General features: G+C 41.6%; 27 protein-coding genes. 11 read left to right on the forward strand and 16 right to left on the reverse strand.

Annotated elements, in window-relative coordinates:
• Window positions 1-8 precede the first annotated feature (8 nt).
• The 10 genes from WCX87_RS10485 to WCX87_RS10530 all read right to left on the reverse strand — a co-directional run bounded on the left by WCX87_RS10485 (window position 9) and on the right by WCX87_RS10530 (window position 8,193).
• The gene (locus tag WCX87_RS10485; RefSeq protein WP_345979820.1) at window positions 9-680 is read right to left on the reverse strand and encodes a polysaccharide deacetylase family protein; all 672 of its coding nucleotides are present in this window, start codon (window positions 678-680) and stop codon (window positions 9-11) included.
• Between the two features lie 10 nt (window positions 681-690).
• Window positions 691-1,437: a TIGR04219 family outer membrane beta-barrel protein gene (locus tag WCX87_RS10490; RefSeq protein WP_345979822.1), complete on the reverse strand. Its 747-nt coding sequence runs from the start codon at window positions 1,435-1,437 to the stop codon at window positions 691-693.
• A 126-nt stretch (window positions 1,438-1,563) separates the two neighbouring features.
• Window positions 1,564-2,067 (reverse strand): thiol peroxidase, encoded by a 504-nt coding sequence (gene tpx / locus WCX87_RS10495; protein WP_345979823.1) that lies wholly within the window; start codon window positions 2,065-2,067, stop codon window positions 1,564-1,566.
• A gap of 110 nt (window positions 2,068-2,177) precedes the next feature.
• The gene (gene tsaD / locus WCX87_RS10500) at window positions 2,178-3,155 is read right to left on the reverse strand and encodes a tRNA (adenosine(37)-N6)-threonylcarbamoyltransferase complex transferase subunit TsaD (RefSeq protein ID WP_345979825.1); all 978 of its coding nucleotides are present in this window, start codon (window positions 3,153-3,155) and stop codon (window positions 2,178-2,180) included.
• A complete protein-coding gene (locus WCX87_RS10505; RefSeq protein WP_345981113.1) occupies window positions 3,152-4,144 on the reverse strand; it encodes a DNA adenine methylase in 993 nt (330 codons plus the stop codon). Before WCX87_RS10505 ends, tsaD begins: the two co-directional genes overlap by 4 nt.
• Window positions 4,141-4,668, reverse strand: coding sequence for an alpha/beta hydrolase (locus WCX87_RS10510; RefSeq protein WP_345979827.1), 528 nt, complete (start codon window positions 4,666-4,668; stop codon window positions 4,141-4,143). Before WCX87_RS10510 ends, WCX87_RS10505 begins: the two co-directional genes overlap by 4 nt.
• Window positions 4,668-5,735, reverse strand: a complete 1,068-nt coding sequence (gene dxr / locus WCX87_RS10515) for a 1-deoxy-D-xylulose-5-phosphate reductoisomerase (protein ID WP_345979829.1) — start codon at window positions 5,733-5,735, stop codon at window positions 4,668-4,670. Before dxr ends, WCX87_RS10510 begins: the two co-directional genes overlap by 1 nt.
• 2 nt (window positions 5,736-5,737) lie before the next feature.
• Entirely contained in the window at window positions 5,738-6,493 is a 756-nt protein-coding gene (locus WCX87_RS10520; protein ID WP_345981114.1) for a phosphatidate cytidylyltransferase, read from the reverse strand.
• A gap of 49 nt (window positions 6,494-6,542) precedes the next feature.
• Window positions 6,543-6,854: a hypothetical protein gene (locus WCX87_RS10525; RefSeq protein WP_345979831.1), complete on the reverse strand. Its 312-nt coding sequence runs from the start codon at window positions 6,852-6,854 to the stop codon at window positions 6,543-6,545.
• Between the two features lie 10 nt (window positions 6,855-6,864).
• Window positions 6,865-8,193: an NFACT family protein gene (locus tag WCX87_RS10530; RefSeq protein ID WP_345979832.1), complete on the reverse strand. Its 1,329-nt coding sequence runs from the start codon at window positions 8,191-8,193 to the stop codon at window positions 6,865-6,867.
• 70 nt (window positions 8,194-8,263) lie between these two features.
• On the opposite strand from WCX87_RS10530, the gene WCX87_RS10535 reads away from it, so the two are divergent.
• The 4 genes from WCX87_RS10535 to WCX87_RS10550 are packed head-to-tail and all read left to right on the forward strand — an operon-like array spanning window position 8,264 to window position 12,046.
• The gene (locus WCX87_RS10535; protein ID WP_345979833.1) at window positions 8,264-8,584 is read left to right on the forward strand and encodes a hypothetical protein; all 321 of its coding nucleotides are present in this window, start codon (window positions 8,264-8,266) and stop codon (window positions 8,582-8,584) included.
• Window positions 8,585-8,636: 52 nt separating this feature from the next.
• Entirely contained in the window at window positions 8,637-10,499 is a 1,863-nt protein-coding gene (locus WCX87_RS10540; protein WP_345979834.1) for a TonB-dependent receptor, read from the forward strand.
• A 10-nt stretch (window positions 10,500-10,509) separates the two neighbouring features.
• Window positions 10,510-11,328, forward strand: a complete 819-nt coding sequence (locus WCX87_RS10545; RefSeq protein ID WP_345979835.1) for a helical backbone metal receptor — start codon at window positions 10,510-10,512, stop codon at window positions 11,326-11,328.
• A complete protein-coding gene (locus WCX87_RS10550) occupies window positions 11,321-12,046 on the forward strand; it encodes an ABC transporter ATP-binding protein (protein WP_345979837.1) in 726 nt (241 codons plus the stop codon). The genes WCX87_RS10545 and WCX87_RS10550 overlap by 8 nt, the downstream gene beginning before the upstream one ends.
• Window positions 12,047-12,098: 52 nt before the next feature.
• Here the strand turns inward: WCX87_RS10550 and WCX87_RS10555 are convergent, their stop codons facing one another.
• Entirely contained in the window at window positions 12,099-13,412 is a 1,314-nt protein-coding gene (locus WCX87_RS10555) for a hypothetical protein (protein ID WP_345979839.1), read from the reverse strand.
• Window positions 13,413-13,558: 146 nt separating this feature from the next.
• Here WCX87_RS10555 and WCX87_RS10560 point away from each other — a divergent pair, with 146 nt between their 5' ends.
• Both WCX87_RS10560 and WCX87_RS10565 read left to right on the forward strand, forming a co-directional pair.
• The gene (locus tag WCX87_RS10560; RefSeq protein ID WP_345979840.1) at window positions 13,559-14,524 is read left to right on the forward strand and encodes an iron ABC transporter permease; all 966 of its coding nucleotides are present in this window, start codon (window positions 13,559-13,561) and stop codon (window positions 14,522-14,524) included.
• The gene (locus WCX87_RS10565) at window positions 14,521-14,946 is read left to right on the forward strand and encodes a hypothetical protein (protein ID WP_345979842.1); all 426 of its coding nucleotides are present in this window, start codon (window positions 14,521-14,523) and stop codon (window positions 14,944-14,946) included. The genes WCX87_RS10560 and WCX87_RS10565 overlap by 4 nt, the downstream gene beginning before the upstream one ends.
• 12 nt (window positions 14,947-14,958) lie before the next feature.
• On the opposite strand, the gene WCX87_RS10570 is transcribed toward WCX87_RS10565, so the two are convergent.
• Complete coding sequence (locus tag WCX87_RS10570; protein ID WP_345979844.1) at window positions 14,959-16,563, reverse strand: methyl-accepting chemotaxis protein; 1,605 nt, start codon at window positions 16,561-16,563, stop codon at window positions 14,959-14,961.
• A 205-nt stretch (window positions 16,564-16,768) separates the two neighbouring features.
• Here WCX87_RS10570 and WCX87_RS10575 point away from each other — a divergent pair, with 205 nt between their 5' ends.
• A complete protein-coding gene (locus WCX87_RS10575) occupies window positions 16,769-18,151 on the forward strand; it encodes a cobyric acid synthase (protein ID WP_345979846.1) in 1,383 nt (460 codons plus the stop codon).
• Here WCX87_RS10575 and WCX87_RS10580 read toward each other — a convergent pair.
• The 4 genes from WCX87_RS10580 to WCX87_RS10595 form a co-directional block, all read right to left on the reverse strand.
• Window positions 18,148-19,590 (reverse strand): TrkH family potassium uptake protein, encoded by a 1,443-nt coding sequence (locus tag WCX87_RS10580; protein ID WP_345979847.1) that lies wholly within the window; start codon window positions 19,588-19,590, stop codon window positions 18,148-18,150. The two genes, WCX87_RS10575 and WCX87_RS10580, sit on opposite strands and share 4 nt — an antisense overlap.
• The gene (locus WCX87_RS10585; RefSeq protein ID WP_345979849.1) at window positions 19,583-20,929 is read right to left on the reverse strand and encodes an NAD-binding protein; all 1,347 of its coding nucleotides are present in this window, start codon (window positions 20,927-20,929) and stop codon (window positions 19,583-19,585) included. The genes WCX87_RS10580 and WCX87_RS10585 overlap by 8 nt, the downstream gene beginning before the upstream one ends.
• Window positions 20,930-21,043: 114 nt before the next feature.
• Window positions 21,044-21,919: a radical SAM/SPASM domain-containing protein gene (locus WCX87_RS10590; protein WP_345979851.1), complete on the reverse strand. Its 876-nt coding sequence runs from the start codon at window positions 21,917-21,919 to the stop codon at window positions 21,044-21,046.
• 13 nt (window positions 21,920-21,932) lie between these two features.
• The gene (locus tag WCX87_RS10595; RefSeq protein WP_345979853.1) at window positions 21,933-23,537 is read right to left on the reverse strand and encodes a methyl-accepting chemotaxis protein; all 1,605 of its coding nucleotides are present in this window, start codon (window positions 23,535-23,537) and stop codon (window positions 21,933-21,935) included.
• A gap of 310 nt (window positions 23,538-23,847) precedes the next feature.
• Here WCX87_RS10595 and WCX87_RS10600 point away from each other — a divergent pair, with 310 nt between their 5' ends.
• Genes WCX87_RS10600 through WCX87_RS10615 form a run of 4 tightly spaced genes read left to right on the forward strand, consistent with a single transcriptional unit; the run spans window position 23,848 to window position 26,690 of the window.
• The gene (locus WCX87_RS10600) at window positions 23,848-24,900 is read left to right on the forward strand and encodes a nicotinate-nucleotide--dimethylbenzimidazole phosphoribosyltransferase (RefSeq protein WP_345979854.1); all 1,053 of its coding nucleotides are present in this window, start codon (window positions 23,848-23,850) and stop codon (window positions 24,898-24,900) included.
• Window positions 24,890-25,390: a bifunctional adenosylcobinamide kinase/adenosylcobinamide-phosphate guanylyltransferase gene (locus tag WCX87_RS10605; protein ID WP_345979855.1), complete on the forward strand. Its 501-nt coding sequence runs from the start codon at window positions 24,890-24,892 to the stop codon at window positions 25,388-25,390. The genes WCX87_RS10600 and WCX87_RS10605 overlap by 11 nt, the downstream gene beginning before the upstream one ends.
• Entirely contained in the window at window positions 25,387-26,118 is a 732-nt protein-coding gene (locus WCX87_RS10610; protein ID WP_345979857.1) for an adenosylcobinamide-GDP ribazoletransferase, read from the forward strand. Before WCX87_RS10605 ends, WCX87_RS10610 begins: the two co-directional genes overlap by 4 nt.
• Window positions 26,115-26,690, forward strand: coding sequence for a histidine phosphatase family protein (locus WCX87_RS10615; protein WP_345979858.1), 576 nt, complete (start codon window positions 26,115-26,117; stop codon window positions 26,688-26,690). Before WCX87_RS10610 ends, WCX87_RS10615 begins: the two co-directional genes overlap by 4 nt.
• Window positions 26,691-26,692: the final 2 nt, after the last annotated feature.

The raw sequence follows: 26,692 nt of genomic DNA on the forward strand, positions 1-26,692 counted from the left end.
CGTAATTCTTACAGTACTTCATCGAGTCTGACAAAACTGAATCCTCTTTTTTTCAGGTTTTCTACGATCACTGGCAGTGTTTTTGGCGTCGTATATCCCCGTCCATTTATGTGAAAGATAAGTATCGAACCCGGTTTTGCAGCTTTAAGTACCCATTTGATGATGCGTTCTGCCTGTAAGTTTTTATCCGGATCTCCGCTGGCAAAGCTCCAGTGTACGACTTTGTATCCCATCCCTTCGACTGTATCAAGAGTCTTTTTATCATAATTGCCTGCAGGAAAACGAAAATACTTTGTTTTTACACCCGTGGTCTTTTCTATGATATCCTGAGTCGAACCTATCTCCTCTATTACTTTATCTTTAGGCATTCTTTCCATATGGATATCGTGATGATAGGAGTGGTTTTCTATCTCTAGAAAAGGATAGCGGGACACTTCTGCTAAGCGTTTTGGATTTCTGAGCGCGAACTTTGCACTGACAAAAAAAGTCGCAGGAATCTTGTTTTTTATAAGATAATCCAAGATCACAGGATCAAAATGTGAAGGGGTCTTTGTCTCGCACGCATCAAAAGTAAGTGCCACCTCTTTTTTCCCTTTTGGATCAAAAGAGGTGGTGATTTTTGCATCTGCTATGGCAGTACAAATGAGTACGGCACTAAGCAAATGTAAAAATTTCGGCACTATAGAACTCTTAGAATCTTAGCATCAGACCTGCATAGACGCCAGAAAACGTTATGTCTGTCTTTACATCTGCAGAGCTGTAATCGATCTTGATGTTTTCATGTCTGTAACCTACTTCGATCGCAGGCTGTACAACAGGGAACATATCAAATGTATAGTCCACCTTTGCTCTCATATCGGAAAATTTAGAACTTCCGTATGAGATATATTTTACATCACCCTCAATTCCGATGTTAGTAGAAGGGATCTCGACTCTTGCTCTTAAATATCCCATAGGAATAGCTACAGTCGCTTTGTTTTCATATGTCCCGATTGATGCTTGAGTAGCACTGTATTTTGCATCTATTACTTTAACATCGAGACCGATATCCAGTGTTATCCAAGCTGTGTTATCTAAAATATTATAGTATGGGATAATATCGTACTGAGTCACGTCAAGTTTACTTGTACCGCCCGTAAAAGTATAATTTCCCCAAGTTCCCGTCGGTGTACCTTTTGCCTCAAGAGTAGAGTATTCTAAACGAAGATTTGGCACTACGGGTATCGGATGTTTGATAAGTAGCCATACATAAGGAGATGTTTTTTGATCCTCTTTGAGTTTATCGCTACCGCCTATTCCCGTTGAAGGATTATACATAGCATCTCCGCTTGGTGTCTGCATCCAAGCACCTGCACCCATCTCGACTCTTGCGATATCAGCATATGAGGCAGTTGCGGCCATTGCACTTAAAGCTATCGTAGCTATAATTTTTTTCATAAGGAAACCTTGTATTAAAATCTATAATAATAAGTGTATCGAAGTAAGTCTTAAAAAAAAACTCAGAGCATCTGCTCTGAGTTGAAGGAGTTATAAAATTTCAGGAGTAGGTTTATAGGTTGTTAATTATTTAACTGCTGCAAGAGCGTTATCGTAGTTAGGCTCTTCAGTGATCTCAGGAACGATCTCTTTGTAAGTTACGATACCGTTTGCATCTACTGCGAATATAGCACGACAAGTAACACCAGCTAATGCACCGTCAGCGATAAGTACACCGTAAGCGTTAGCGAAGTCTTTGTTTCTGAAGTCTGAAGCAACAGTTAGGTTAGAGATACCTTCAGTTGAACAAAAACGTCCAGCAGCAAATGGTAAGTCCATAGATACGATAGTTACATCAACATCTGTAAGTTCAGCAGCTTTTGCATTGAACTGACGAGTTTCAGTAGCACATACCGGAGTATCTAATGAAGGAACAACAACGATTAGTTGTTTTTTACCTTGAGCACCGCCCACAACTTTATCAGCAAGACCTTCTGAGTTTGTTACTGTTACTTGAGGTGCTTTATCACCAACTTTTACTTCATTACCAGCTAAATTAACTGTGTTACCTTTTAACATTGTTGTTGCCATATTGGCTCCTTATTTTTAGTTTTATTATTTTGATGACGGTAGTTTACTTAAATCGGATAATTTTTGTCTTAATTAGCCAATATCACTTTTGGACTAAGTTTCACTTAAGTCTAAAGCTCACTTCTTGAACTGACTTCCAACTCATTATGTAAAGTAAACATTCCCTTCTCGTACATATCTACCGCTACTCTTCCTATCATCGCCGCATTGTCCGAACAATACTTCAACTCCGAAAGTAAAAGTGAGGCACCATAAGGGGCTAACAATTTTTCTATCTGTTCACGCAGATAGAGATTTGCACTTGCACCTCCAACTATAGCAAACTTTTTTGGAGGATTTACTTTAAAATACTTTTTAATTTTTTGGATGAGATGCGCTGTCGCTATATGCTCAAACGAAGCGGCTATATCTTTATAGTCCTCTTTCGTTCCTTCTAACACTGCAAGTCTGACCGCATTTTTGAGCCCCGAGTAGCTAAATGCTATCTTTGGAGATTGATGCAGCGGGATCGTAAAATCGTATCTTTTTCTATCCCCGTCTTTTGCGAGCTTCTCTATCTCTGGACCACCCGGATAACCAAGGTCCATCATCTTTGCGACCTTGTCAAAGCTTTCACCAAAACTGTCATCCATTGTGGAGGCCACGACTTTCATCTCTTCAAGACTCTTCGCTTCTATCACCTGCGTATGACCGCCCGATACCAGCAAGACTGTCAAAGGAAAATCCGTTTCTTTCTCTATAAACAGAGAGTAGATATGCCCTTTGAGATGATTGACTCCTATGATAGGGATATTAAGAGCTATACTTATCGCTTTTGCCATCGTCACACCCTCTATGAGTGTCACTGCAAGTCCCGGAGTCGTCGTGACCGCCACGGCTTTTAAGTCCTTAAAGTAAGGTTTACAAAGTTCAAGTATCCGCGGAAGTGCTTCTGCATGCAAGCGTGAAGCCAGCTCAGGAACGACACCCCCGTATACCGAATGCTCCAGCTCTTGAGATATCTTCTTATGAAAAATCAGCTTACATGTAGCTATTTCGGTGATAGCTACCGCACTGTCGTCACATGAACTTTCTATTGATAATATCAATGATTTTCCTTTATTAATATATGCAGATGTTCCTCAGTCGAGGCTCTATACTTCTTATATGATTTAAATCTTTGGTGCTCTTGCTTTTTCAGCAAATAATTTCCGTATTTTGACATAATATTTTTAATTCTCTCTTGTTCCATGTAGGCTTCATTATTATAACTTACAAAGATATACTTGAATCTTGCATCACGTATCAGCTCCTCGAAGCTCTCATAGACCTCGCTTTTCTTGCAGTATGCGGAACTGACATAATCCCGCACACCTGTCTTTCCGTGAAAAGGTGCATCATCATAAAGTGCGATCGTGTTTAATATATGATAGTTTGCCCCGTACTGTCTATGGTTATATGGCGGGTCAATATAAAGGATGTCACCCTCTACCTCAGATATAAGTTCGTTTGCATCTTTGTTATACACCTCATTGATGTTTGTCGATGCCTGATACTCTGCAGGCAGGATGACCAACCTCTGCTGCGCGGTTTTTTTCAACATCTTTAAAAACGCTCCGTATAAAGAAGCGGTGTTTGCGACTCTGTCAGCACTCTGTAAAAGCGAAGCGAGCAAAAAGAAGTACCCTTCCTCATCTATCTTATCATTCGTATGCCACTCTTCTATCTGCTTTCGAGCCGCATCTATCAACATAGCGTTCTCATCGCTGAAGTAGTTTCTTTTACTTCCGCTGCCGAGTGCATAGTTTTTATAGATAATGCCACTTTTTATCTGTAAGTTGTTTAGCTCATCGATATACTTTTCATAAAGTCTATAATCTTGTGTATTTTTTATGGAGTTGCGGTTGAGAACGTAACTGTAATACTCCAAATCGTTGCTTATCACTTTTTTGACTTTCGCTTTGAAAAAAGCTCCGACGACTCCCGTGCCTGCGAAGATATCACAAAATACCATATGAGAGAGATCGGTTTTTACTACATCACTTATGTTAGTTTCTAAAAAAGAGAGAAGATTGGCTTTTGAGCCGATGTAGTTTATGCTTTTACCCACTCTACTATCTCGCTCCACTCTCCATAGCCGCTGCTTGCATTGATGTGCCCTGCATCTTGTAAGATTATATGTTTGACACTAAGATCCTTTGCCAAAGACACAGCCTCCTCTTGGCTCATATACTCATCATTCGTCGATGTGACAAGCGTCACCTCATCGGCAAACAGTTCTTTTGGTACATCTACAGGAAAGAATGTGGAGAGTTCGCTTATCTTACATGTAAGGCTCGGCGGTGCTACTAAAAAGAGTTTTTTGACTCTTTTTATCTCAGCCTCATTACACAGATGAAACCAAAGTGTGTTTGCCAAAGAGTGGCATACGACGGTGTCGGGCTTGAACTCTTGAAGCAGCTCTTTGACCTGCTTCATCCAGATATCTTTTTTCGGAGCATCCTTATCTGTCAAAAGAGGGAAACAGACCGTTCCGTAATCTTTAGCAAGCTCGCCTGCAAGATAACTCTGCCAGTGAGGATAATCACTCCCGCCCCAGCCGTGAAGTATAAGCGTCTTCATCAGATGCCCTGAACGAATGTTCTTACCTCTTTGTCGATAGTAAAAACATCCTCTATGGAATTCGGCTCGTCTTGAAACTTTTCATACGCTTTTAAGATGTCTGAGGAGATATCCAAAAAGCCGTTTTTACCGGCTATGAACTTCTTGATAGCCGCTTCGTTCGCAGCATTAATGACAACGCCTCTTTTTGGATTTTTCAAGAGTTCCTCTTTTATCTGCCATATCGGATAACGCCTCACGTCTATAGCTCTAAACTCCAATGAGCCTGCTCTTACCAAATCCACGGGTTCAAGTATCTGTTCATCGACCTTGTTCATGATCGCATAGGAGATAGGAAGCTGCATAGATGCATTTGCAATGTGTGCCGTAGTCGAGCCGTCTTTAAAGTTCACAAGCGCATGGATAAGAGACTTTGTCTCAATGATGGCATCATATCTGCCCTCGCCAAACAGCCAACGTGCTTCTAAAAGTTCGAACATCTTGTTGACCATCGTCGCACTGTCTATGGTTATCTTCTGCCCCATCGACCAGTTAGGGTGTTTTTGCGTGTCTTCGAGCGTCGCATTTTGCAAGTCCCGAAGGTCCCAGTCACGAAACGCTCCGCCGCTTGCCGTTATGGTCATACTAGAGATCGCTCTGTCTTGTAACAAGTACCAGAGTCCAAAATGTTCGCTGTCGATGGGCTGTATCTTAGAAGTATCTACAAATGCGCCCGCAGCGACCAGACTCTCTTTGTTCGCCAAAGCCACGCGCTTACCGCATTCAATGGCTTTAAGTGTCGGACGAAGTCCTAAAAAACCTACAAGGGCGTTTACGACCAAAGAGCTGTTTGAACCTTCAATAGCCTCAAGTATCGCTTCTTCTCCACAGAGGACATTATCGTGATGGACATCTTTACAGTCCTCATATTCTGATACGACGACTGTTCTTGGTTTATGGAGTTTTATCTGTTCATTTAAAAGAGCGATGTTCTTGCCCGCGACTAAAACATCTACATTGAGATTAAAACGCTCGGCGATAGCGAGTGTATTGACTCCGATGGAGCCGGTAGATCCGAGTATTATCAATGTTATACCAGACCGCGAAGAAGAACAAGCATAACGATAGCACCGAACAGATAGCCGTCTATTCTGTCTAGTACACCGCCGTGACCCGGAAGTATATTTCCGCTGTCTTTAACGCCTGCCTGACGTTTTAAATAACTCTCAAAAAGGTCACCGAATATCGATGCCAAAGAGACTAGTAATGAGATGATGATCGCTTTTGTAAGGTCCACGAACGTGATACCGATAAAGAAGCTTAGCAGTGTCGCTATAACGACTCCGCCTACGACACCCTCCATCGTCTTGTTCGGGCTTGTAATACAAAACTGTGTCTTGCCTATACTTTTACCTACGTAGTAAGCACCTACGTCAGTCCCTGCTACTGCAACTATCAGCCATAAAAGCGAGACCATTCCGTACTCTTGGTAAAGCGTCCAGAAGAAAAGCATCCCTGCAGTCGGATATAAAAACGGTAAAAAGTTCTTCCAAGGTATGTTTTGTGTATATGCAACAGCACCGAAGAAGATAACGCCGGCTATAACGAAAAGATCATCTCCGTATGGATAAAACAAAGCTACAAGCCATAAAAGCGCGCCGTAAAAGAAAAGAGAGTTATTGTCGATGCCGAAGAGTTCATTCGCCTCCTTAAAAGCCAATAGGTAAACAATACCTAAGACAAGCCATGTAAGTAAGAAGCTGTCTATGAACCCTACAACCAAAACTGCCGCTAAAAGTCCAAGACCTGTGATCACCCTATCTTTACTAGAGTTTAATTTATCCATTATCTGCATGAGAAATCCATTTTAAAAATTGATGAGTTATTATATCCAATCAGACTTTAATATCTAAATGATGTATCTCTATATCTTCACCATTCTCATCTTTTATATGCTCAGTTTCTTTCTTCGGAGACCTTTTTTGCTCCTCGTCATGCTCTTGTCTTTGATGTTCACGGTCCTCATCGACCATATGGTTCTCTTCGGCAGGACGAACCTCTTTGACCTCTTTTTCCTCTTGGGTGACAGCAATCCCGGCAGTAAAATTTTGCATATCTATACGGTTGTTTCTTGCGGTGTGTTCACTTGATACGCTTGCCATCTGTTGGTTTACATAGATAGCATTTCCAACTGGTCCCAATGCCATATGACTCTCCTTAAAGAGTGTTATCAACCTCTATCGTGTTGTATTTGTAGTAAAGAACGTTCGCACCCTCTTGTATCTTTACTTCACGTCTTTGGGTATAATCGACCAAATAGCGTCCTTTTTCAAATACGGAAAAATCTACGCACAGTTTTGCAGCTTCATAGATGATATGCTGAGGAAGGCTTTGTTTATCCGTAACGATGATAACATGAGCCGAAGGTCTCTCTTTTAGATGCAGCCACATATCTTTTGCTTTTGCATTTTGCAGAAGTTCGATGTTGCCTTTCTCGCTTTTTCCTATCATCACCTTATAGCCGTCTATGAAAAACTGCTCGATGGACTCGTTTTGTCTTACTTTTTTATCCTGCTTCTTTGCAGGGAAAAGCAGCTCTATCTTCGAAACATCGCGGGCACTCTCTACCGTCTGGATGAAGTGTCTTAAAAACTCCATCTTCTCTTCTAACGATGAACGCTCGATATGCAGGTTTTTCGCTTTTTGTTTCGCTTTTTTCGAGAGCTTGAAAAAATGCTTCGCGATATCTGCGGGAGTTGAAAAGAAACTCTCAAGTTTTATCTGCACGTCGCTTCCGTCATAATCCTTTACATGTAAGAGTTTTTCATACGGTTTAATAAGATGCAGGTTTGCGAGGACAAGATTTCCAAGATGTTCGTTTTGCTCTACATCTTTTCGCAAGACTGCTTCATCGTCAAGTTTGTCATAAAGCTTCTGCAGGCGTGAGAGTTTCTTCTCCAACAGTGCGATCTTCTGCTTTTTAAGTGTCTCTAGTCTGTTATGTACCCTCTCGCTGTAGACATCCTCTAAAAACTTCCGGATATCCTCTATCGGGTAATCCTTAGCGACAAAAGGCGCTGCGGGAGGAGGCAGAAGTTTTTGCCCGACCCTTACCTCGCGAAATGAGGAGAAAAGGTCGATATGGCGCAGAGCCTCTAACACCGTTTCACTCTCATCAAGTATGATGACGTTTGTGTATTTTCCCGTAAACTCAAACTGCAGATATGTCCGTATCTCTTTATACGCACCCTTTTGGACAGTGGTGAAGCGAAGTATCTTATCGCCGGAGACAAGTGACACATCCTCCACTTCACAGCGGTTAAAACGCTTTGCAAGCACTACGTCAAAAGGCGCGTTGTAGACTTTTGAGCGGGTATAGTTCTTACATGTAAAGACAGCCGAATTTGAACGCTGCATATCAAAATAAAGTTCATCATCTCTGTCAAACGCCACTTTTATGATGGTGTCGGAGACTCTGTATATTGCACTGATCTTTTCAAATTTTTTGAAATAGGTTATGAGTTGTTTTAAATGGGAAAGTTTCATAAGCATATTTTAGCCTACTTTTATGTACAATTTCGGCAAAGATTACTTATAATCATTATAAAAGAGAGATATGAGACTACCTAAAGGTTTCGGTAAAAACTATTTTACCCTGCGCGCCATCACCGCTACTGTCAACCAAGTGACACTTAGTGCTCAGTGCTCACGCGTGCAGACTTTCCATATGGCAAACTTTTACAGCGATGAACTTGAAGCCTTAGAGGAAGATGAGGAACTCGCCGCCACACTAGGTACGCTAGAGCTCTCTTTCAAGCCTTGCCATTGTAACTGTTTTTACAAAAGACGTACCCGTAAAGCTATAAAGCTCCACCCTAAACAAAAATCAAAACCGCAGATATTTGTCACACTCAACACCTCCATATCACCGCCTTGATCATTTTTTTCTTACATGTAACCAAAAAATATGAAATAAACTAAGGAAATTAATGAAAAACAATATAAAAATATCTCTAATACTGGCATCACTTATAAGTTCGCTTTACGCGCAAAACAGCTATACGCTTGAGACGATCAACGTGACCTCCTCTTTAGGGACAAGCATCGATCAAAAAGATATAACAGACAGTGCGACGATCATCACAAAAGACGATATCCAAGAGTCAAGAGTCACTAACCTTGCAGAAGCATTAAGCAGACTCGGCAACATACCTATGGTACAAAACGGCGCAGTCGGGACGAACAGCTCGTTTTTTCTTAGAGGTATGGATTCGTCTAGGACTTTGGTCCTTATCGACGGCGTAAGATATAACGATCCGACAAACATAGGTGCTGCAGCTCAGTTCGAGCAGATCATGCTTTATAATGTCGATCAGATAGAGATCATCAAAGGTGCACAGTCAGGGGTCTGGGGCGCAGATGCGACCGCAGGTGTCATAAACATCATCACTTCAAAACCGAAAAAAGGTCTGCACGCAGCGGTCAATGCAGAATACGGCTCTTACAACAGTATAAAGACATCTCTACAGACCTCTTATGCTACGGATAAATACGACTTGACTATCGGCGGGATCCTTTATAACACCGACGGTTTTTCAGCAGTAGAACCTAAGAAAAGCGAAGCCGACTACGGTAAAAGATATGATGAACTTGGACTGGAAAAAGATGCTTACGACAACAAGTCGCTTAATGCAAAATTGGGGATAAATCTGACGGAAAATGACAGAGTGGAAGCCGGCGTGCAGAGTATCAACTCTTTGAGCCATTCCGATTCCGGTGCAGGTATTACAGGTGATTCAAAAGTACCGCAGACTACTCTTCAAAACCGTTTTTATACTTTAGCTCTTAAACACAAAGACTCTATCAACGATCTGAAACTGCAGTACAATCTCTCTGATTTTCACAGAGACTATATAAGCAGTTCATATACACATTACAGATACATAGGCTCAGTCGATGAGTACAAACTTGACGATAAGATAAAATATCTGCAAAACAGTTTTGTGAGAGTCGGCGGCTCTTATCAAAAGTTTGAACAAAAAGAGATCACTGCGAACACAAATAAAAGCTTCGATGCAAAGTCGGTTTTTTTAACAAACTACAATAAATTTGAGATGCTTAGCGGTAAAAACACTATCGTTACAGAATCTGTCCGTTACGATAAATACAATAACTTTGATGATTCGTTTACCGGAAAAGTCGGTGTAAAACAGTTCATCCATAACGATATCTACGTGAGTGCGAACGTCGGAACAGGTTTTAATGCACCGACTCTAGGCGAACTTTACGGTCAATGGGGTGCAAATCCGGACTTAAAACCCGAAAAATCTTTTACCAGCGATCTTACGCTCGGTAATGACACGCTTTGGGTGACGGGATTTTATAATGAGATCAAAGATCTGATCGAGTACGATATGACGACTTGGGCATATGTACAGGCATCTGGAAAAGCAAAATTCAGAGGTATCGAACTAGGCTACAAAGACTACTTTTTCGATTCTATCGGCGTCAATGCGATGTACACATATATCGAAGCAAAAAACGTCAATGGTGAAGCACTGGCACGCCGTCCGAAAAATCAGATCGATGCAAGTGTGATCTACTACGTGTCCGATGATTTTGATCTGGGCATAAACGCTCAGTACATAGGTACAAGATATGATTCAGCCGATAATCAAGGTGCGCAGACAGGCGAGTACGCAATAGCCAACTTCGTCACGAATATCAAAGTAAATAACAATGTAACCTTTTATGGTAAAATTGACAACTTAACAGATGAATACTACCAGACAGTGGACGGTTATGCGACTGCAGGACGCAGCCTCTATCTTGGTCTAAACGCTAAGTTCTAAGGAAAAAAGTTTGAGCATAAAAACTGTTTTTATCATCTTATTTTTTGTGCTCACTTTGTGGGGCAATGAGAGGATCATCTCTTTGAGCCCCTCCATCACGGAGATAGTCTATGCACTTGGAGGCGGGGATGAGATGGTCGCTACGAGTGATTATTCACTCTACCCCAAAGAGGCACAGCATCTTCCTATCATCGGCGGTTACAGCCGTCCAAATCTTGAAAAGATCATCGCTTTACGACCCACCTTGGTGATCGGTCAGGACTCTAACCTGGCTACTTTAGAAAAACTGCAAAAGTTCGGCATAAAGACATTGATGATACGACTTCAGACCATCGATGATATCAAAGACTCCATTATGACGGTTTCAAAAAATATATCAAAACAAGAGAATGCCGCTAAGCTCGTCAAAGAGATAGACGACTCATTAAAAGATGCCAAAAAAGCAAACAAACCTCACTCGGTGATGATAGTCTACGGACTAAAAGAGGATCTAAGAGGCGGCATCTATATTGCGGGACATAATATATTTTTTGAAGATATCATAAAAGCCTGCGGCAACACAAACGCCTACACATCAGAGGTTCTCAGCCAGCCTGTCCTTAGCTATGAAAACGTCATAGCACTGAATCCGCAGCAGATAATCATCCTGCACTCGATGGCGACAGAGCCTAACGTCGATGTGAAAAAAGCACTTCATAACTGGTATGCTATCCCCACAGAAGCGTCACGAAACAAAAAAATATCGATAGTCGATGAGAGTTATCTGCATATCCCTTCTCAAAGAGTGGCACAGACGATCAAAAGACTTTGCAGGGAGATGAATGATTGAGATAAAGCATCTTACATGCAGATATGCTGACAAGACGATACTGCGTGACGTAGACCTTCAGATAAACGATCACTTGACGATACTGGGTTCAAACGGTTCTGGAAAAAGTACACTCGCAAAAGCACTCTGCAATCTTATAGAGTACCATGGCGAGATAAAGCTAAACGACAGAGATATCAAAGAACTTTCATTTGAGGAGATCGCAAAGGATATCGCTTATATACCGGCAAAACTGGAGATCTACGACCATTATATAACCGTGCTTGAGTTTGTACTTTTGGGGCGTTTTATCTATAAAAAAAGTTTTTTTGACTATTCTAAAGAGGATCAGGATATCGCCGTAAACAATCTGAAATTTCTCAGGATCGAACATCTAAGCGATCATCTTGTCACATCGCTAAGCTCAGGAGAGACGGCGCTTGTCCTTATAGCACAAGCACTCGCACAGGAGAGTAAGATCATTATATTTGACGAACCAAGTGCAAATCTTGACCCGCACAACTCAAAGATAATCGCAAACCATATAAAAGATCTTAAAAGATCACATCAGATCATCCTGATCACCCATGATCTGCATCTCGCTTCTTATATAGACAGTCCTGTAGTCTTCATAAAAGAGCAGAGTACTTTCTACTTCCAAAGCGATTTTTTCATTACTGAAAATCTAAGAAGACTTTACAATGTAGATTTTGAATCTTTGGCCGTTAAATATGAGTAAAGAAGTTCCATCTTCGACATAGATAGAAAATGGAACAATCTAAACTATTTGTCTAAAACATAAGCCATGCACCAAGCGTCATGGTATTGTTATCAGATGCCGTACTGCCTGTTTCTCCGTTTAACTTTGTAAACATCATATCTTGTAAGACTAAGCGTATGTTCTGTATTGGTGTATAACATGCTTGTAAGATATAGGCACTTGAATCCTGGCTTGAAATATATCCCGTGCCGGATGCCTGATTGTATCCCAGAGTCACTCCATATTTTGAATCATAAGTATATGCCGCCATCGAAGAGAATACAGAAAGAGATTGGTGAAGATTAGCACTCGTCGAGTCAATAGCATAACTACCGTGTAAAGTCTGTGTTTCCCAGGTATTTCTAGCAGTAAGGGTCAACGAATGTTTATCAGCTATATATTGATACTCACCGTCGATCGCCACATCGCTGTACTCATCAAGTTCGTTTGTACCGTCTTGTTCAATATTTATGTGTGAACCGTAGCCGCCTATCATTACGAAGTTATCTCCGAATGTATGTTGAAGAGCCACACGCAGATATGGTGCAGTACCCTTTAAAACCCCTGTACCACCTGATTGTACATCGATAGGATCGCCATTAAAAGTCAAGTTTTTCAATACATCGTCTCTGGTATGTGAGTCTTGATAGCCTCCTAGCTCAAGATAAAGAGTATCATCATAAAGTCCATACGCATTTAATCCTACGACATTACCGCCAAGACTTTCCAAGATAGGTCCGGGAACGCCTGCAGCGATGCTCGGAGTTGCCCATGGAAAGCCCCATGCCGGTGTACTTGCATAGATATCTTGTACTGTCGGATTATTGTTAAGTGATGCTCCGTAGATCAAAGAGTTACCTAACAGTTTTGTTGTGTCGCCGTAACGGATATCTGTATTATCCGCAGCTATTCTTCTTGTAGTCAGATCTTCGGGCAGGTCTGAAGAATCATATGTGATCTGTACAAAAGCACCTAAATTACCATAGATCTTACCACCGTAAAAGATACTCATCTGAGGAAAATTGACTTTATTGTTTTCATTCACGCCATTAGCGCTTGCAGCCGCTGTAGCATCAGAACCGTTTTTAGTAGAACTAAAAGCCACCTGAACCATAGCGGATAAAGGAAGAGGCATCTTCGTCTCCCCTCCGCCCATTGTATAACCGGTCAATTTAAACTGACGTCCCATATCGGTTAATGCCGGAAACTCTCCTCCGGCATGACACATCACACAACTAAGTCCTGTCTGACGGGCAAAACTTGGAACCGCGTAAGCGTTTTGTGCACCAAAGAGTGTAAATAACATCGCTACCGTCGTAGCGCTATAGAGAGATATTCGTTTCATAATCAGCTCCTTTATTGGCATAATAAAGTTAACTTATATTATTATGTCTTGCTTAAAGTATACTCCTGAAATATATGAAAATCTTTATCAAATTATTTTAGGTAGAATACACAATCTTTTTGATGAAATAATATTACGGATGAAATATGGGTAAATGGTTAGTATGGATATTACTGTTATTAGTTCTCGTTTTATCGCCTTTCTTTGGCAGTGCACCCATACATGTAAACGAACTATTTAACTACGACTCACTGAGCTCTAAAATATTTTTCGAACTAAGACTTCCCCGTGAACTGTTTGCTTTTTTTGCCGGTGTCATACTCTCACTCAGCGGACTTCTGTTTCAAACTCTTTTTCGAAATCCGCTTATGACACCCTACACTTTAGGGATCTCCAGCGGAGCGGTACTGGGTGCCGGCATCGCCATCAAACTCGGGATCGCCACCATCGCTTTTGGGATAGCCGCTATCAGTCTGTTTGGCTTTATTGGCGCGATGGCGACCGTGATCCTGCTTATATGGCTGTCAAAATATTTACAGACATCGCAAAACCAGTCTATCCTTCTTTTAGGGATCGCCCTCTCGCTCTTTTTCACGTCGGCTCTGATGGTCATATTTTACCTCGGTACTTCTGTACAAAACGATATGCTTATCCGCTTTACTATGGGTTCGCTCTCAAGTATAGGGTGGCAAAATCCTGTCATTTTTGCCGTTATAGCGACCATACTTCTGATCGCTGTCTATCTTTACAGGTTTGAACTCCAGCTTCTGAGCATCTCCGATGACAATGCAAGATCAAAGGGTGTAAACACAAAAAAAGTGACCGTCACTCTTCTTTTGATCTCATCATTTGCTATCGGGGTGATGGTCAGTATAAGCGGCCCCATAGGGTTTGTAGGTCTTGTAGTGCCTCACACCGTGGCAAAGCTGTATCCATCCACGGTTAACAGACGCATCTTTAAAACAGCACTTTTTGGCGGAGTATTTTTAGTGTTGTGTGATATGCTCACAAGGGTCATAAACACCCAGAGCGAGCTCCCTATAGGTGTCATCACCGCATTTATAGGCGGACCTTTTTTCATCTACCTCATCATATCCAGGAGCAAAAAATGAGTTATATCGACTGGTATGAAAAACATGCCGTAAAACACAAAAAGATCATAGATAAACTGACTGCACAAGGTTATGGCAAAGAGCAGATAATCGAGTATTTTGAGTATGAGAACATGGCGAAAAACGAAAAAGAGTTCTGTCCGCTTTATGAAAGAGGCGACAAGTGCCACGATACGGACTATCTAAACTGCTACTTCTGCGCCTGCCCTCATTTTCGCTTTAAAGACGATGGAGTCGAGAAGATAGGAAGTAAGACCAAATACAGTTTCTGCTCCATCGAGTCAAAAAACGGTGCCGAAGGAGTCTACGGGGACGCGATCCATCAGGACTGTTCAAAGTGTCTTGTGCCCCATACTAAAAAGTATGTGACCAAGAACTTCGACTTAAGCTGGAAAAAGGTGATGAGTGACTGTCAGTTATAAAACTGAACTCTCTTATGTATGATAGATAGCGATTTGAGAACTTAGACGTTTCGCCATATCTGAAAGATGTTCCGCTTTTAAATTGATCTCATCGACACTTTTTGCATTAGAGGTAGAAAGCGAGTTTATATGTTCCATCTTAGAGATGATGTTTTCTATAGAGAGAACATTTTTATTTGAATCGTTTGCCAGTCTTTCAATATCTACGACCGTATTTGAAAGGATTCCGACTGCCAGTTCAGTGTTATTATCAAGCTCAGATGACGACTCTACAAGGGCATCTATACGCTCTTTGTTCTCGTTCATCTGCTCTGTTATCTCATTGATCGACTGCACTATGACATTGACCGTCGCATTTGTCTCTACAAGACTTTTCTGCGTTCTTTCGGCAAGCTTTCTTACCTCATCGGCAACGACTGCGAAACCGCGTCCGTGTTCACCTGCACGCGCCGCTTCTATAGCTGCATTAAGTGCAAGCAGGTTCGTCTGATCTGCAATGTCGGAAATAACGTTTAACACATCTTTTACCTGCGATGCTTCTACTGAAAGAGAGTTGAGTTTCGAATTTATCTCGACCTCTATCTCGACTGTCAATGAAAGTTGAGCGTTTGTATCTCTGAGTGATTTTTGAGCTTCCTGCAATGCGCTTCTAGCATCTATAGATCTCTCTTTGACAACTTGAGCCTCTTGAGCCGATCTTTGAATGATCTCTTTAGTTGCATTTGACTCGCTTGTAGTCTCTTGGACTATCTCAGACTCCTCTTTGACAGATTTTCCTATCTGTGAAGTCGTAGATGAAAGTTCCGATGCGACTGAAAGGTTCTGACCCGATGCCGATCTGATCTCATCAAAAGAGTTACGCAGCATAGAAACCAAAGTATTGATCTTCTGCCCCATCTCTGAGAGCTCATCTTTTCCGTTTAGTGTGATATCGCGGCTAAAATCGCGGTTATTTGCCACTACCTCGACTATGTCGCCAAACTTTTTGATCGATGAAAGAATAGATTTTAAAAGTATAAACCCTACTATCATACCGACGAACATGTTAAACAGACCGATGGCGACGGAAAATATTTTTGTAAAATTAACCTTTTCCATAGTCATCTTAGAGTTGTGTATCGCTACGTTTACCTGCAGGTCTTTTAGTTTTGTCACATCGTGTATCAGTGAAACGGACTGCTTGTCAAATATCTCTAGACTCCACGCTGCATCCTCTTCGCTGATGCCGTAGTTGTCTATCATATCCTTTCCGCTTTGAAGAAAATCTTCCATATTTTTTTTGATCAGTTTGACGCCGTCCATGTTCTTTTTATCGTTCGCTTTTTTGAACATCTCTTCAAACTTGCTCATATCTTTCATAAATGCGTTGTATGCGACTTCTGCTTCACTTATGAGATCCGGGTTTTTAGTCAGGCAGGCTTTCATGATGTACTGCTCGAACTGCGCCGTCTGATAGATCGCATCAGAGGCATAAAGAGCATATGGTACAGATTCTTCCGCCGTCAATTCGCTTAATCTATACACTTTTATGTTGTTCGAATACACAACAAAAATATTTACGGTTATCCCAAAAAATATGACACCGAGTCCGACCATTATCTTCTGTTTTATAGTCATTTTTTATATATACCTTATTAATAACATAACTTACACTCTTACAATGCGTCCGAGATTTTACAGATATTTGATTACCGATAAATTACAAAAAGTGTCCATATATTAAGCATTTTGATAGAAAATTCACAGCATAAAAGGTATATAATTTAAAATAATTACAGCCTGTATTGATTAACGATATTTATTTGCATAAAGGTAGATCATTTTGAACTCTCTCAGCGTTTTTGGTACGAGCAGCGATGCAGGAAAATCGACTATCTCGTTTGCTCTTACCTACCTTTTACATAAACGCGGTGTCAAGGTCGCACCTTTTAAGGCACAAAACGTCTCAAACAATTCCAGAGTATGTGACGACGGCGGAGAGATAGCCATACCTCAGCACTTTGCAGCCGAAGCCATCGGCATAAAGACATCGCATTTTATGAATCCCATCCTTTTAAAATCAGGCTCCAAAAACAGCGCTCATCTTATCATCAACGGACAAGCCGTCTCGGACATCGATGTTCACGAATATTACAAAAATATCCACTCTTTAAGACCGCATGCAAAAAAAGCGTTTAAAAAACTTCGCAAAGAGTATGAGTGTATCGTGGCTGAAGGTGCGGGCAGTCCTGTTGAGCTCAACCTGATGGATAAAGACCTTTCAAATATCTATATCGCAAAAGAGTTCAAGACGAAGATCGTCCTTGTCGCAGATATCGAAAGAGGCGGAGTATTCGCATCCATCATAGGTGTCTATACACTTCTGCCAAAAGCGCTTAGAGAGAACATCATCGGCGTCATCATCAACAAGTTCCGCGGAGACATCACGCTCTTTGACGACGGCGTTCATATCTTAGAGGAGCGTTTTGGCATAAAGGTCTTGGGCGTGATCCCCTACAAACCTTTTAATCTCGGGTTTGAAGACAGCCAGTCCATTTTCAACTACACTCAAGACGCATCAAAGGCGATCATAAAGGTCGGTGTTATAAAACTCCCGCATATCAGTAACTTTACAGACTTCGAACCTCTTGTCGCAGATGAACAGATAGAGCTTTCCTTTCTTTCGACCCCCGCAGCAGCAGATGGATATGACGTGATAGTCCTGCCGGGAAGTAAAAGAGTCGTGGATGATATGCTGTGGCTAAAAGAGATGGGATTTACAGACATTATAATGTCAAAGAAAAAGACTATAGTCGCTATCTGCGGCGGATATGAGATGATGTTTGAACGCATCCTCGATCCAAACGCCGTCGAATCGGATATCAAAGAGATAGACGGTTTCGGCAGACTCAAAGGCGATGTCGTCTTTAAAGAGAAAAAGAGTGTCAAGAAAGAGGAGTATGAGATCTTTGACTGCGAAGTCGAAGGGTATGAAATACACAGTGCGACTGCAAAAAAACTCTCCCAAAAACAAAAAAACCTCTACGGGACGTTTGTCCACGGACTTTTTGACAGCGATGAATTTAGAAAAAAACTCTTCTCACAGGTAAACAAAGAGTACAAAGGGTACGACTTCAAAGAGTATAAACAAAAAGCGATCGAAGAGTTTGCTTTACATGTAGAACAAAATGTGGATATGGAGACCATCCACAAGTCGCTACTTTAAAACTTTCTCCAAAAGAAACTGCTAAACGCTATAAAAACGGTGTAACACTCAAGCCTTCCGATTATCATAGAAAATGACAGGACTATCTTGTCATACCATGTAAAAAAGGCATAGTTCTCGCTTGGTCCCGTCAGGTTAAAGCCCGGCCCGATGTTTCCTACCATCGATATCGCGGTCGAAAGAGAGGTCATCTCATCATACCCTCTTGCATAAAGGTAGACCATAGTCACGAATATTGTCATAAAAAAGAGCGATAAAAATCCGAAGATTGAGCGTATCGTAGAACTTTTGATCTCTTTGTCGTCAATAAAGATAGAAGATATCGTATTTGGGTTAAGTGTCTTTTTGATCTCAAAAACGATATTCTTGATAAACACGATATGTCTGATGGTCTTTACACCGCCGGCAGTTGAGCCTGTATTTCCCCCTAAAAGCATCGCGAAGAAAAGCAGCATGATCGAGATATTTCCCCATGTCTCATAATCGACTGTTGCAAATCCCGTCGATGTCGATACCGACACTATGGAAAAGAACGAGTGTGTAAGCGATGTATAGAAACTATCGTGACTGTTTAGATAATGTACGACCGTTAGAAGTATCGACAACACGATAACGATAAATCCAAACCATTTAGCCTCTTCATGTGCATACGCTGTCCTGTCACCCTGTAAAAAACGTATATGCGACAAGAAGTTTATACTCGAGATAAACATAAAGAATGTCGTCACCCAGATGATAAAGTCATTGTGAAAATAACCAAGAGATGTATTTTTTGTCGAGAACCCGCCTGTAGATATAGTAGAAAAAGCATGATTTATGGCATCGAACCAGTTCATACCAAAGACCATTAACAGTACAAAATCCGCTATTGTCAAAAGAAGATAGACCTCCCAGAGTTTTATCGCGGTATCTTTGATCTTCGGAGATATCTTGTCCAGCGATATCCCTGTCGATTCCGCTTTAAAAAGGGTCAAGGAACCGTTGGGATTTAAAAGAGGAAGCAGTCCGACCCCGAGAACGATGATCCCCATACCGCCTATCCAGTGTGTCAGACTTCTATGAAACAAGATGCTGTGCGGCAGTACCTCGATATCTTGAAAAATAGTCGCTCCCGTCGTCGTAAAACCGCTTATCGATTCAAAAAAAGCATCCGCAAATCCGACATTGGTAAGCAAAAGATAGGGCATCGCTCCCGCTACTCCTAAAAGCAGCCATACAATGTTGACCGAGATGATGCTCTCTTTGATACTGAGTTTTATATCATGATCTTTTAGATAAGCGAATATCCCTACGTTAACAGCTAAAAAAGCAAGTATGGTAAGCAGATAAAGTGTGACATCTTCACCGTAGAAAAAACCGACGATAGGCGGGATAAGAAGAGTTGTAAATACGACTATCCCGACGATAGAAACAAATTTAAATATATTCTTTTTATTCACTGTCGTTTTGCTTTAGCCATGTCGTGATGAGTTTTGAGTCATCTTTTTTCATAAATGCGATGATAATATCGCCCTCATGCAGTTTGCCTATATCTTTGTAAAGGATAAATTTTTCATCTCTAAGAACGTAAAAACTTCCCTTTTTGTTTAATTTATCACTTATAAAAGGTTTTGTGTCTATAAGTTTTGAAGCCGAATAGATCTTTCTCAGACAAACAGTCCCTGCTCCGTTGCAGTACGCTTTTTGTGTGACAAGTTTTGTCGAGTTTATCTTTTCAAGTATGGTAAAGTAAGCGTTCATCTTCTCGCCGCGCACTACTTCTATGCCGAGTCTTCTCATCAGCGTCGCGTACTGGTTGTTGTTATAGATACCGACGATCTTTTTCACACCCTTTTGTTTTGCTTCTATACATTTTATGATGTTAAACTCATCATCGGTGGTCGCAGCCACGAAAAGGTCTATCTCTCCCGTAAAACTGTCTAACACTACATCAAGATTGTTATAGTTGCTTTTTATCACTTCTATGCTGTTTTTCAAAGTAGTGTTGGCATGTTGGCAGTTTTCCAGACTCTTATCTATCAATTTGATATTGAGACCTTTTTTTGCCAGTACTTTAGCTATCTCCATACCAAGCTGTGTTGCTCCGTAGATGATGCAGTTTTTTAGAGGCTTGTTATCTACCTCATCGCATATCTTCTCTCTTATAGAGTTCACCGCTTCTGGAAAAAGAAAGAAGTAGATGACATCTCTTGGCTGTATCATTTCTGTCTCGTCCGGAACAAAGAACTGACTTTTTCTTTCAATCCCGGCGACTACGATCTTATTGTTGTATTTGTGTATAAAATCATAGATCGAAGTATCTCCAAACTCATCATGTGCTCTGATGGAGAGTAAAAGTGCCTCAGTCTGCTCAAAAGTCTTGATATTGCTTATGTGTGGAAAATCTATTAGGTATTTGAAGTTTTGCGCGACATCAATCGCAGGAGTTATCATCGTAGAGATATTTAGTTTTCTTTTAATGTTGTCGTTAATAAAAAAGTTGTTTCTAAGCCGGACGATCTTCTTTTTTACATCGACGATATTATCTATGATCAAGGAGGAGAGGAGATTGACTTCGTCCGAATTTGTAACAGCGACGAAAAGGTCTACATCTTTTTGAATGTTCTTATAAAGATTCGGGTCTTCGACATCACCGTATATGGTCAGGACATCCAAGCTCTCTTCTAAATTTTTTATCGTTCCCTCATTGCTGTCGATGAGAGTTACTTCATTATCTTCCATCAGCTCTTTTGCCAGAAAGAAGCCGACTTTTCCGGCACCTGCTATAACTATATTCAACTTATACTTCTTATTATAATCATCATTTATAAACACCTATTAACACCGAATGTGTAACGCCTGTAACCATCTAAATTATTGTACTATCATTGTATCAAAAAACTATCAAACTAATTATAAAGTATCCTGAAATCTGTCTTTGTAACTGCACTTCTGACACAGCTCTTCAACCGCTTTTGACTCTGCAAAACCGTTTATCATATCGAGCGATCTTTTTGAGTTTAGTATCTCTTTTAGGGGTGTTTGACCGATGTTGCCAAGATCTATCACACCCTCACCGTCCAAACAGCATGGAACGACTGTACCGTTTGCCAGTACTCCTATGTGTGATTTCAATCCGTAACATGCTGAGTGACTGTAATGAGTTGAACTAAGCGAAGGCCATTCAAAATAACTGTCAAAATTAAGCAGTATCTTTGAAGCCAGACGAAGTGACTTGATCCTCTCTTTATATATCTTATCGACATCGATCTTCTCAGCAAAAAACTGCTCAAGAGAATGGAAAAGTTTTTCATTGAACGTGCTTTCTGAAAACTGCTCGTCCAGGTTCCAGACTCTCAGGTTTATAAACGGCTTGGGATGATTTTTGAGCTTCTCTTCACAGACCTTTAAGACACCCTCCATATAATCCTCAAAACTCATGTTTAAAGAGTTTTTGTTGTAACTGTTAAGTGAGATGTTTATCTGTCTCACAGCCGGATGAAAAAGTGTAGAAAAAGGGGTCTTAGTCAGGTAGTATCCGCTAGTCGTGAGTTCTACTTCAAAACCCTTCTCATAAGCCAGATCAAGATAAGAAGCAAGGTTGGAAAGCGTAAGCGGGTCTCCCATGACATGAAATGCCAATGTCTTTGTATAGGGTTTTAACTCGTTTAACGTCTTTTCAAAAAGTGCCCTGTCCATGCTTTTTGAGGGTTGATTTTTCGGGGGACAGAAACTGCACGCAAGGCCACAGATGTTTGTGACCTCTACATGTACACGGTGAAAGTTCATCTATCTCTTATACTTAAGTGCGGTAAATAGCGATTTGACTGCTTAAATGCTCAGTCATTTTGTGCAGGTGTTCAGCTGCTGACGCTATCTCTTCGACGCTTCTTGCATTTGATGATGAAAGGTTATGGATGTTTTCGATCCTGCCTATGATGTTTTCGATGGTCGTCGCATTGTTTTGAGAATCCGCAGCAAGTTTTTCAATGTCATGAACCGTATCTGAAAGAGTATGGACTGCCAGTTCAGTGTTGTGGTCAAGTTCTGAAGAAGATTCTGCCAGACCTTCTATACGGCTTGTATTGCTGTTCATCTGCTCTGTGATCTCATTGATAGACTGAACGATAACATTAACCGTCGCATTTGTCTCTACAAGGCTTTTCTGCGTTCTTTCTGCAAGCTTTCTTACCTCATCGGCAACGACAGCGAAACCGCGTCCGTGTTCACCTGCACGAGCCGCTTCTATGGCAGCATTAAGTGCAAGAAGATTCGTCTGATCTGCGATGTCGGAGATAACTGTCAGAACCTCTTTTACCTGAGCCGCTTCTGTTGAAAGCGTGTTGAGTTTACTATTGATATCCACTTCTATCTCAGCTGTCATAAGAAGCTGTTTGTTAGTCTCTCTTAGAGCTTCTTGTGCACCTTGAAGCGTGTTGCGTGCGCTGATCGCTTTCTCACGAACTGCCTGAGCCTCTTTTGCGGATGTGATGATCGCATCTCTTGTCAAAGTCGACTCTGAAGTAGTCTCAGAGACGATCCTCGCCTCGTCTTCAGCTGCTTGTCCGATGACCAGTGTCGTTGAAGAAAGTTCAGCGGCAACAGAAAGGTTTTCGCTCGAAGCCGATTTGATCTCCTGAAACGATTTTGCCAAAGTCTGTACAAGGTGATTGACCTTATTACCCATATCTGAAAGCTCATCATTACCGTCAAGTTTTATATTGCGGCTAAAATCATGATTACTTGCCACGACATCGATCACTTCGCTAAGGTTTTTCAGTGATGTCAGGATGTTTTTGAGCAATAAGAACCCTACAATCACACCGACAACGATAGTGATGGCACCTATCATAAGAGAGAACATTTTTGTAAAACTAGCTTTGCTCATAGTACGTTCAGAGTTATCCAAAGCCTCTTTTACCTGTGTATCTCTGATGCTATCGATCCCTGCCATTAAACGTTCGCTGCTTCCGTCAAACGTTTCCATCGCTTTATCACCGGCTTCTTTGCTGATCGCATATTGTGAGATCATATGTTTACCGGCTGTGAAAAGATTATCCATATCTTTTTTAGTCGCTTCTACTTTTTTCAGGCTCTCTTGATCATTTTCACTTTTATACATATTGACAAATTTATTCATATCCGACATAAATTCATTGTATGCACTCTCCGCCTCTTTAACCGAATCCGGACTCTGAGTCAGTGACGCGTCCGTTATGAACTGCTGCACCTGCGAGGTCTGGTATTTTGCATCGCTTGCTGTCAATGCAAAAGGCACAGACTCATTTGCTGTCGTCTTGCTAAGATTATAAACGCTGTCAACGTTAGAACTCACTACCACTGTGTTTACTAAAACGCCGGCAATTATTATCCCTATGCCAAGCGTCAATTTCTGTTTTATTGTCATGTATTTCCCTTAAAATTCAAATCATTCCACTTGAAGCTTTATTAAGTCAATCATACATAGTCCCCACTAATAGTCCCCACTATTTGTAAAGTATGATTGATTATTCTGTTTTTATTATACTTAAATTTATATTTACTCTAGCAAATCACTATGGTATTGAAGCTTTTATCGTCAATAAGGTTTCAAAAATACCACATTTATTCACATTTTTCAATGCTTTTGTTACTTTAAAGCGGATCTCACCTCTCAATAGATTTATAAAAATTAAGTTCATAATCTATTTTTTGATAAAATCTCACAAAGGAAAAAAATGATAAAAAATATTTTTGATGACACTCCATCATCTTTGCCAAAAGGCAGTGCAGATTTTATTCTCGCCGCAAGTGTGACGCGTACCTGTGAGATAGAGGGCATCACTCAAGCGGGCATCCCCGGGAAGATCCCGTTAACGCCTACGCTCGATGCCGAGTTCATTATCAATCAAAAAGTTTTTTCCCTCGGCGAACTTGCCGAAACACCCACAGGCGTTCCGACTCCTGCTCTTATGACTCGCGCCGTTCATAACCTAAAACCCTTTAAGAGCATCGAGATCTTAGACCTTGGACTTGACCTCGAAGCACAGAACTGTCATATCCACAAGTTTGGTATCTCTCCGTCAAAAGCGATCAGCCAAGGTGCAGGCATAAACGCAAAAGAGCTGTTTGCAAAAGGGATGAAGTTCGGACGCGAATATGAGCTCAAAGGCAGCTACCTCATCCTTGGAGAAAGCACGCCAAGCGGTACGACGACGGCGGCAGCGACCGCACTTGCTCTAGGCTTCGAGCTTGAGGAGTGTTTCTCTTCAAGCTTCCTGCATGTACCAGACGACATCAGAAAAAAGACCATCGATGCAGCGCTTTCACTCCTAGATGAAGAGATGAGCAGTTTTGAGAAACTCGGCATCGTGAGTGACAATATGCTCATCTTCTGCGCAGGCTTTTTACTTGAAGCGACAAAAAGATTTCACGTCGTACTTGCAGGCGGAACGCAGATGGCGGCATGTCTGCTTATAGCCGATAAGCTCAGAGAAGATGTGCTTATGCGTCTGAACTCGGACAACCTGACTTTAGCGACTACCGCATGGGTGGCAAAAGACAAAAACTCCGACATCAAAAAGATACTCTCACAGCTGAGCTATACGCCAAACGCACTCTATACGGAGTTCTCGTTCGCATCTGCAGAGATCCCTGTTCTTAAAAAGTATGATGAGGGCGAAGCAAAAGAGGGAGTCGGTGCGGGAGCTGCTCTTGCGTACGGTCTCTCAAACGCGCTTACAAACGAGCAGATCGTAAACGAGATAGAGGTGATAATGTATGGGATGTAGAGCCCTTTTCATAGGCGGTATAAAAAGCGGAAAAAGCAAGAACGCCGAGACCTATGTACTGAAAAAATCAAAAAACCTCCCTATCTATCTGGCGACCACGGAGTTCATCGACGATGAGATGCAGATCCGTATAGAAGCGCATAAACTTCAGCGCAGTGAGCGTTTTTTAACGGTCGAAGAACCGCTCAACCTCCCTTATGCTCTGCATGATTTTAAGGGAATGGTACTCATCGAATGTATCAGCATGTGGATAAACAATCTTCTCTACCACGGCTTCACCGAAGACGACATGATAAAGCAGATAGATACGCTTAACAAGCTTGAAGCGCAGATAGTATTTGTGCAAAACGATGTGGGCTGCAGCGTCATCGGTGCAGACAAACTCACACGCGACTTTGTGGATATCAACGGCAGAATATCGCAGTATCTTGCTTCTACATGTAAAGAGGTCTACAACAACATAGCGGGCATAGCGGTAAAGATAAAATGACAAAACTTCTCAAAGGGTTTACACTCGCTTTTAACATGATGACTATCATCCCCTTTTTTAAAGTCCACGACTTTTTCAAAGGAATCAACGGCTATGCGGTGATGTTCTACCCTCTTGTCGGGTTTCTTATCGGACTGATCCTCTGGGGAGCAGCAACACTTTTAGCGCCGCACTTTCCGCCGCTTCATCTTGGCATCATCATCTTTGCTCTTTGGGTGACCATCACGGGAGCCTTACATGTAGACGGTTTTAGCGATACGATAGACGGGCTTTTTGTAAAAAAGGAGAGAGCCGTAGAGGTGATGAAAGACCCGCATGTCGGCGGGATGGGGATGACTTTCAGCGTCGTGTTCCTGCTTTTAAAAGCCTCGTCCGTCGTAGCGTTTGGTGCTTATTATCTGCTTCCGCTTGTGCTGATGTATGCAAGGTTCAATGCCTCTCTCGCCATCTACTTTTTTCCATACATCACAAAAAACGGGATGAGCGCACTTGCCAAAGAGGAGTTCACACGTTCACAGCTGCTTTTTTCAGCTCTGTACGTTTTAGCTCTCGGACTTAGCTTTGGCTTTTTCTTTACCCCCTTTCTTTTAGCAGGTCTGCTCCTGCTTTTAGTGGCAAAGTTTTTCACGGGCCGTCTTGGCGGATTCAGCGGAGATATCTATGGCTTTACCATCGAGGTGACCGAACTGCTCCTGCTTAACCTCATTATCATAGAACATATAAGATGATGATAACCCTCATCCGCCACGCTGACGTAGATGACCGCTACAAGATGCGTTACAACGGGCACATCGACATCTCGCTCTCACCCGAAGGAGAACAACAGGCACTACTTCTTGCAGAGCATTTTAAAGATGAAAAGTTTGACGGAGTGTTCTGCTCCGACCTTAAACGAGCGCGCCAGACACTTGCTCCCTTTGGCTTACATGTAGAGCCTGTTTTTACCGACAAACTGCGGGAGAAATCGTGGGGCAGACACGAGGGGATGAGCTTTAATGAGATAGTAGAAAGTGAAGAGTTTGTCTACGAGGATTTTATGCAATGGATCACCGCGCTTGACGGCGAGGAGTACGAGGCCTACATCCAAAGAGTGAAAGAGTTCTTTTTGGAGTACCTGCCCTCTTTGCAGATGAAAAACATCCTCGTCATGACCCATGCGGGAGTCATAAGAGTGCTTATCTCCATCATCGATGAGCTGGGGCTTGAAGAGGCGTTTTGCATCAAGTTCGACTACTCTTCATACATAACTTTAGACATAAACAGCATGAAATTTAGCGAGATAAAAAATATTTCGCTATAATC

This window comes from Sulfurimonas sp. HSL3-2 (assembly GCF_039645965.1).
GTDB lineage: Bacteria > Campylobacterota > Campylobacteria > Campylobacterales > Sulfurimonadaceae > Hydrocurvibacter > Hydrocurvibacter mobilis.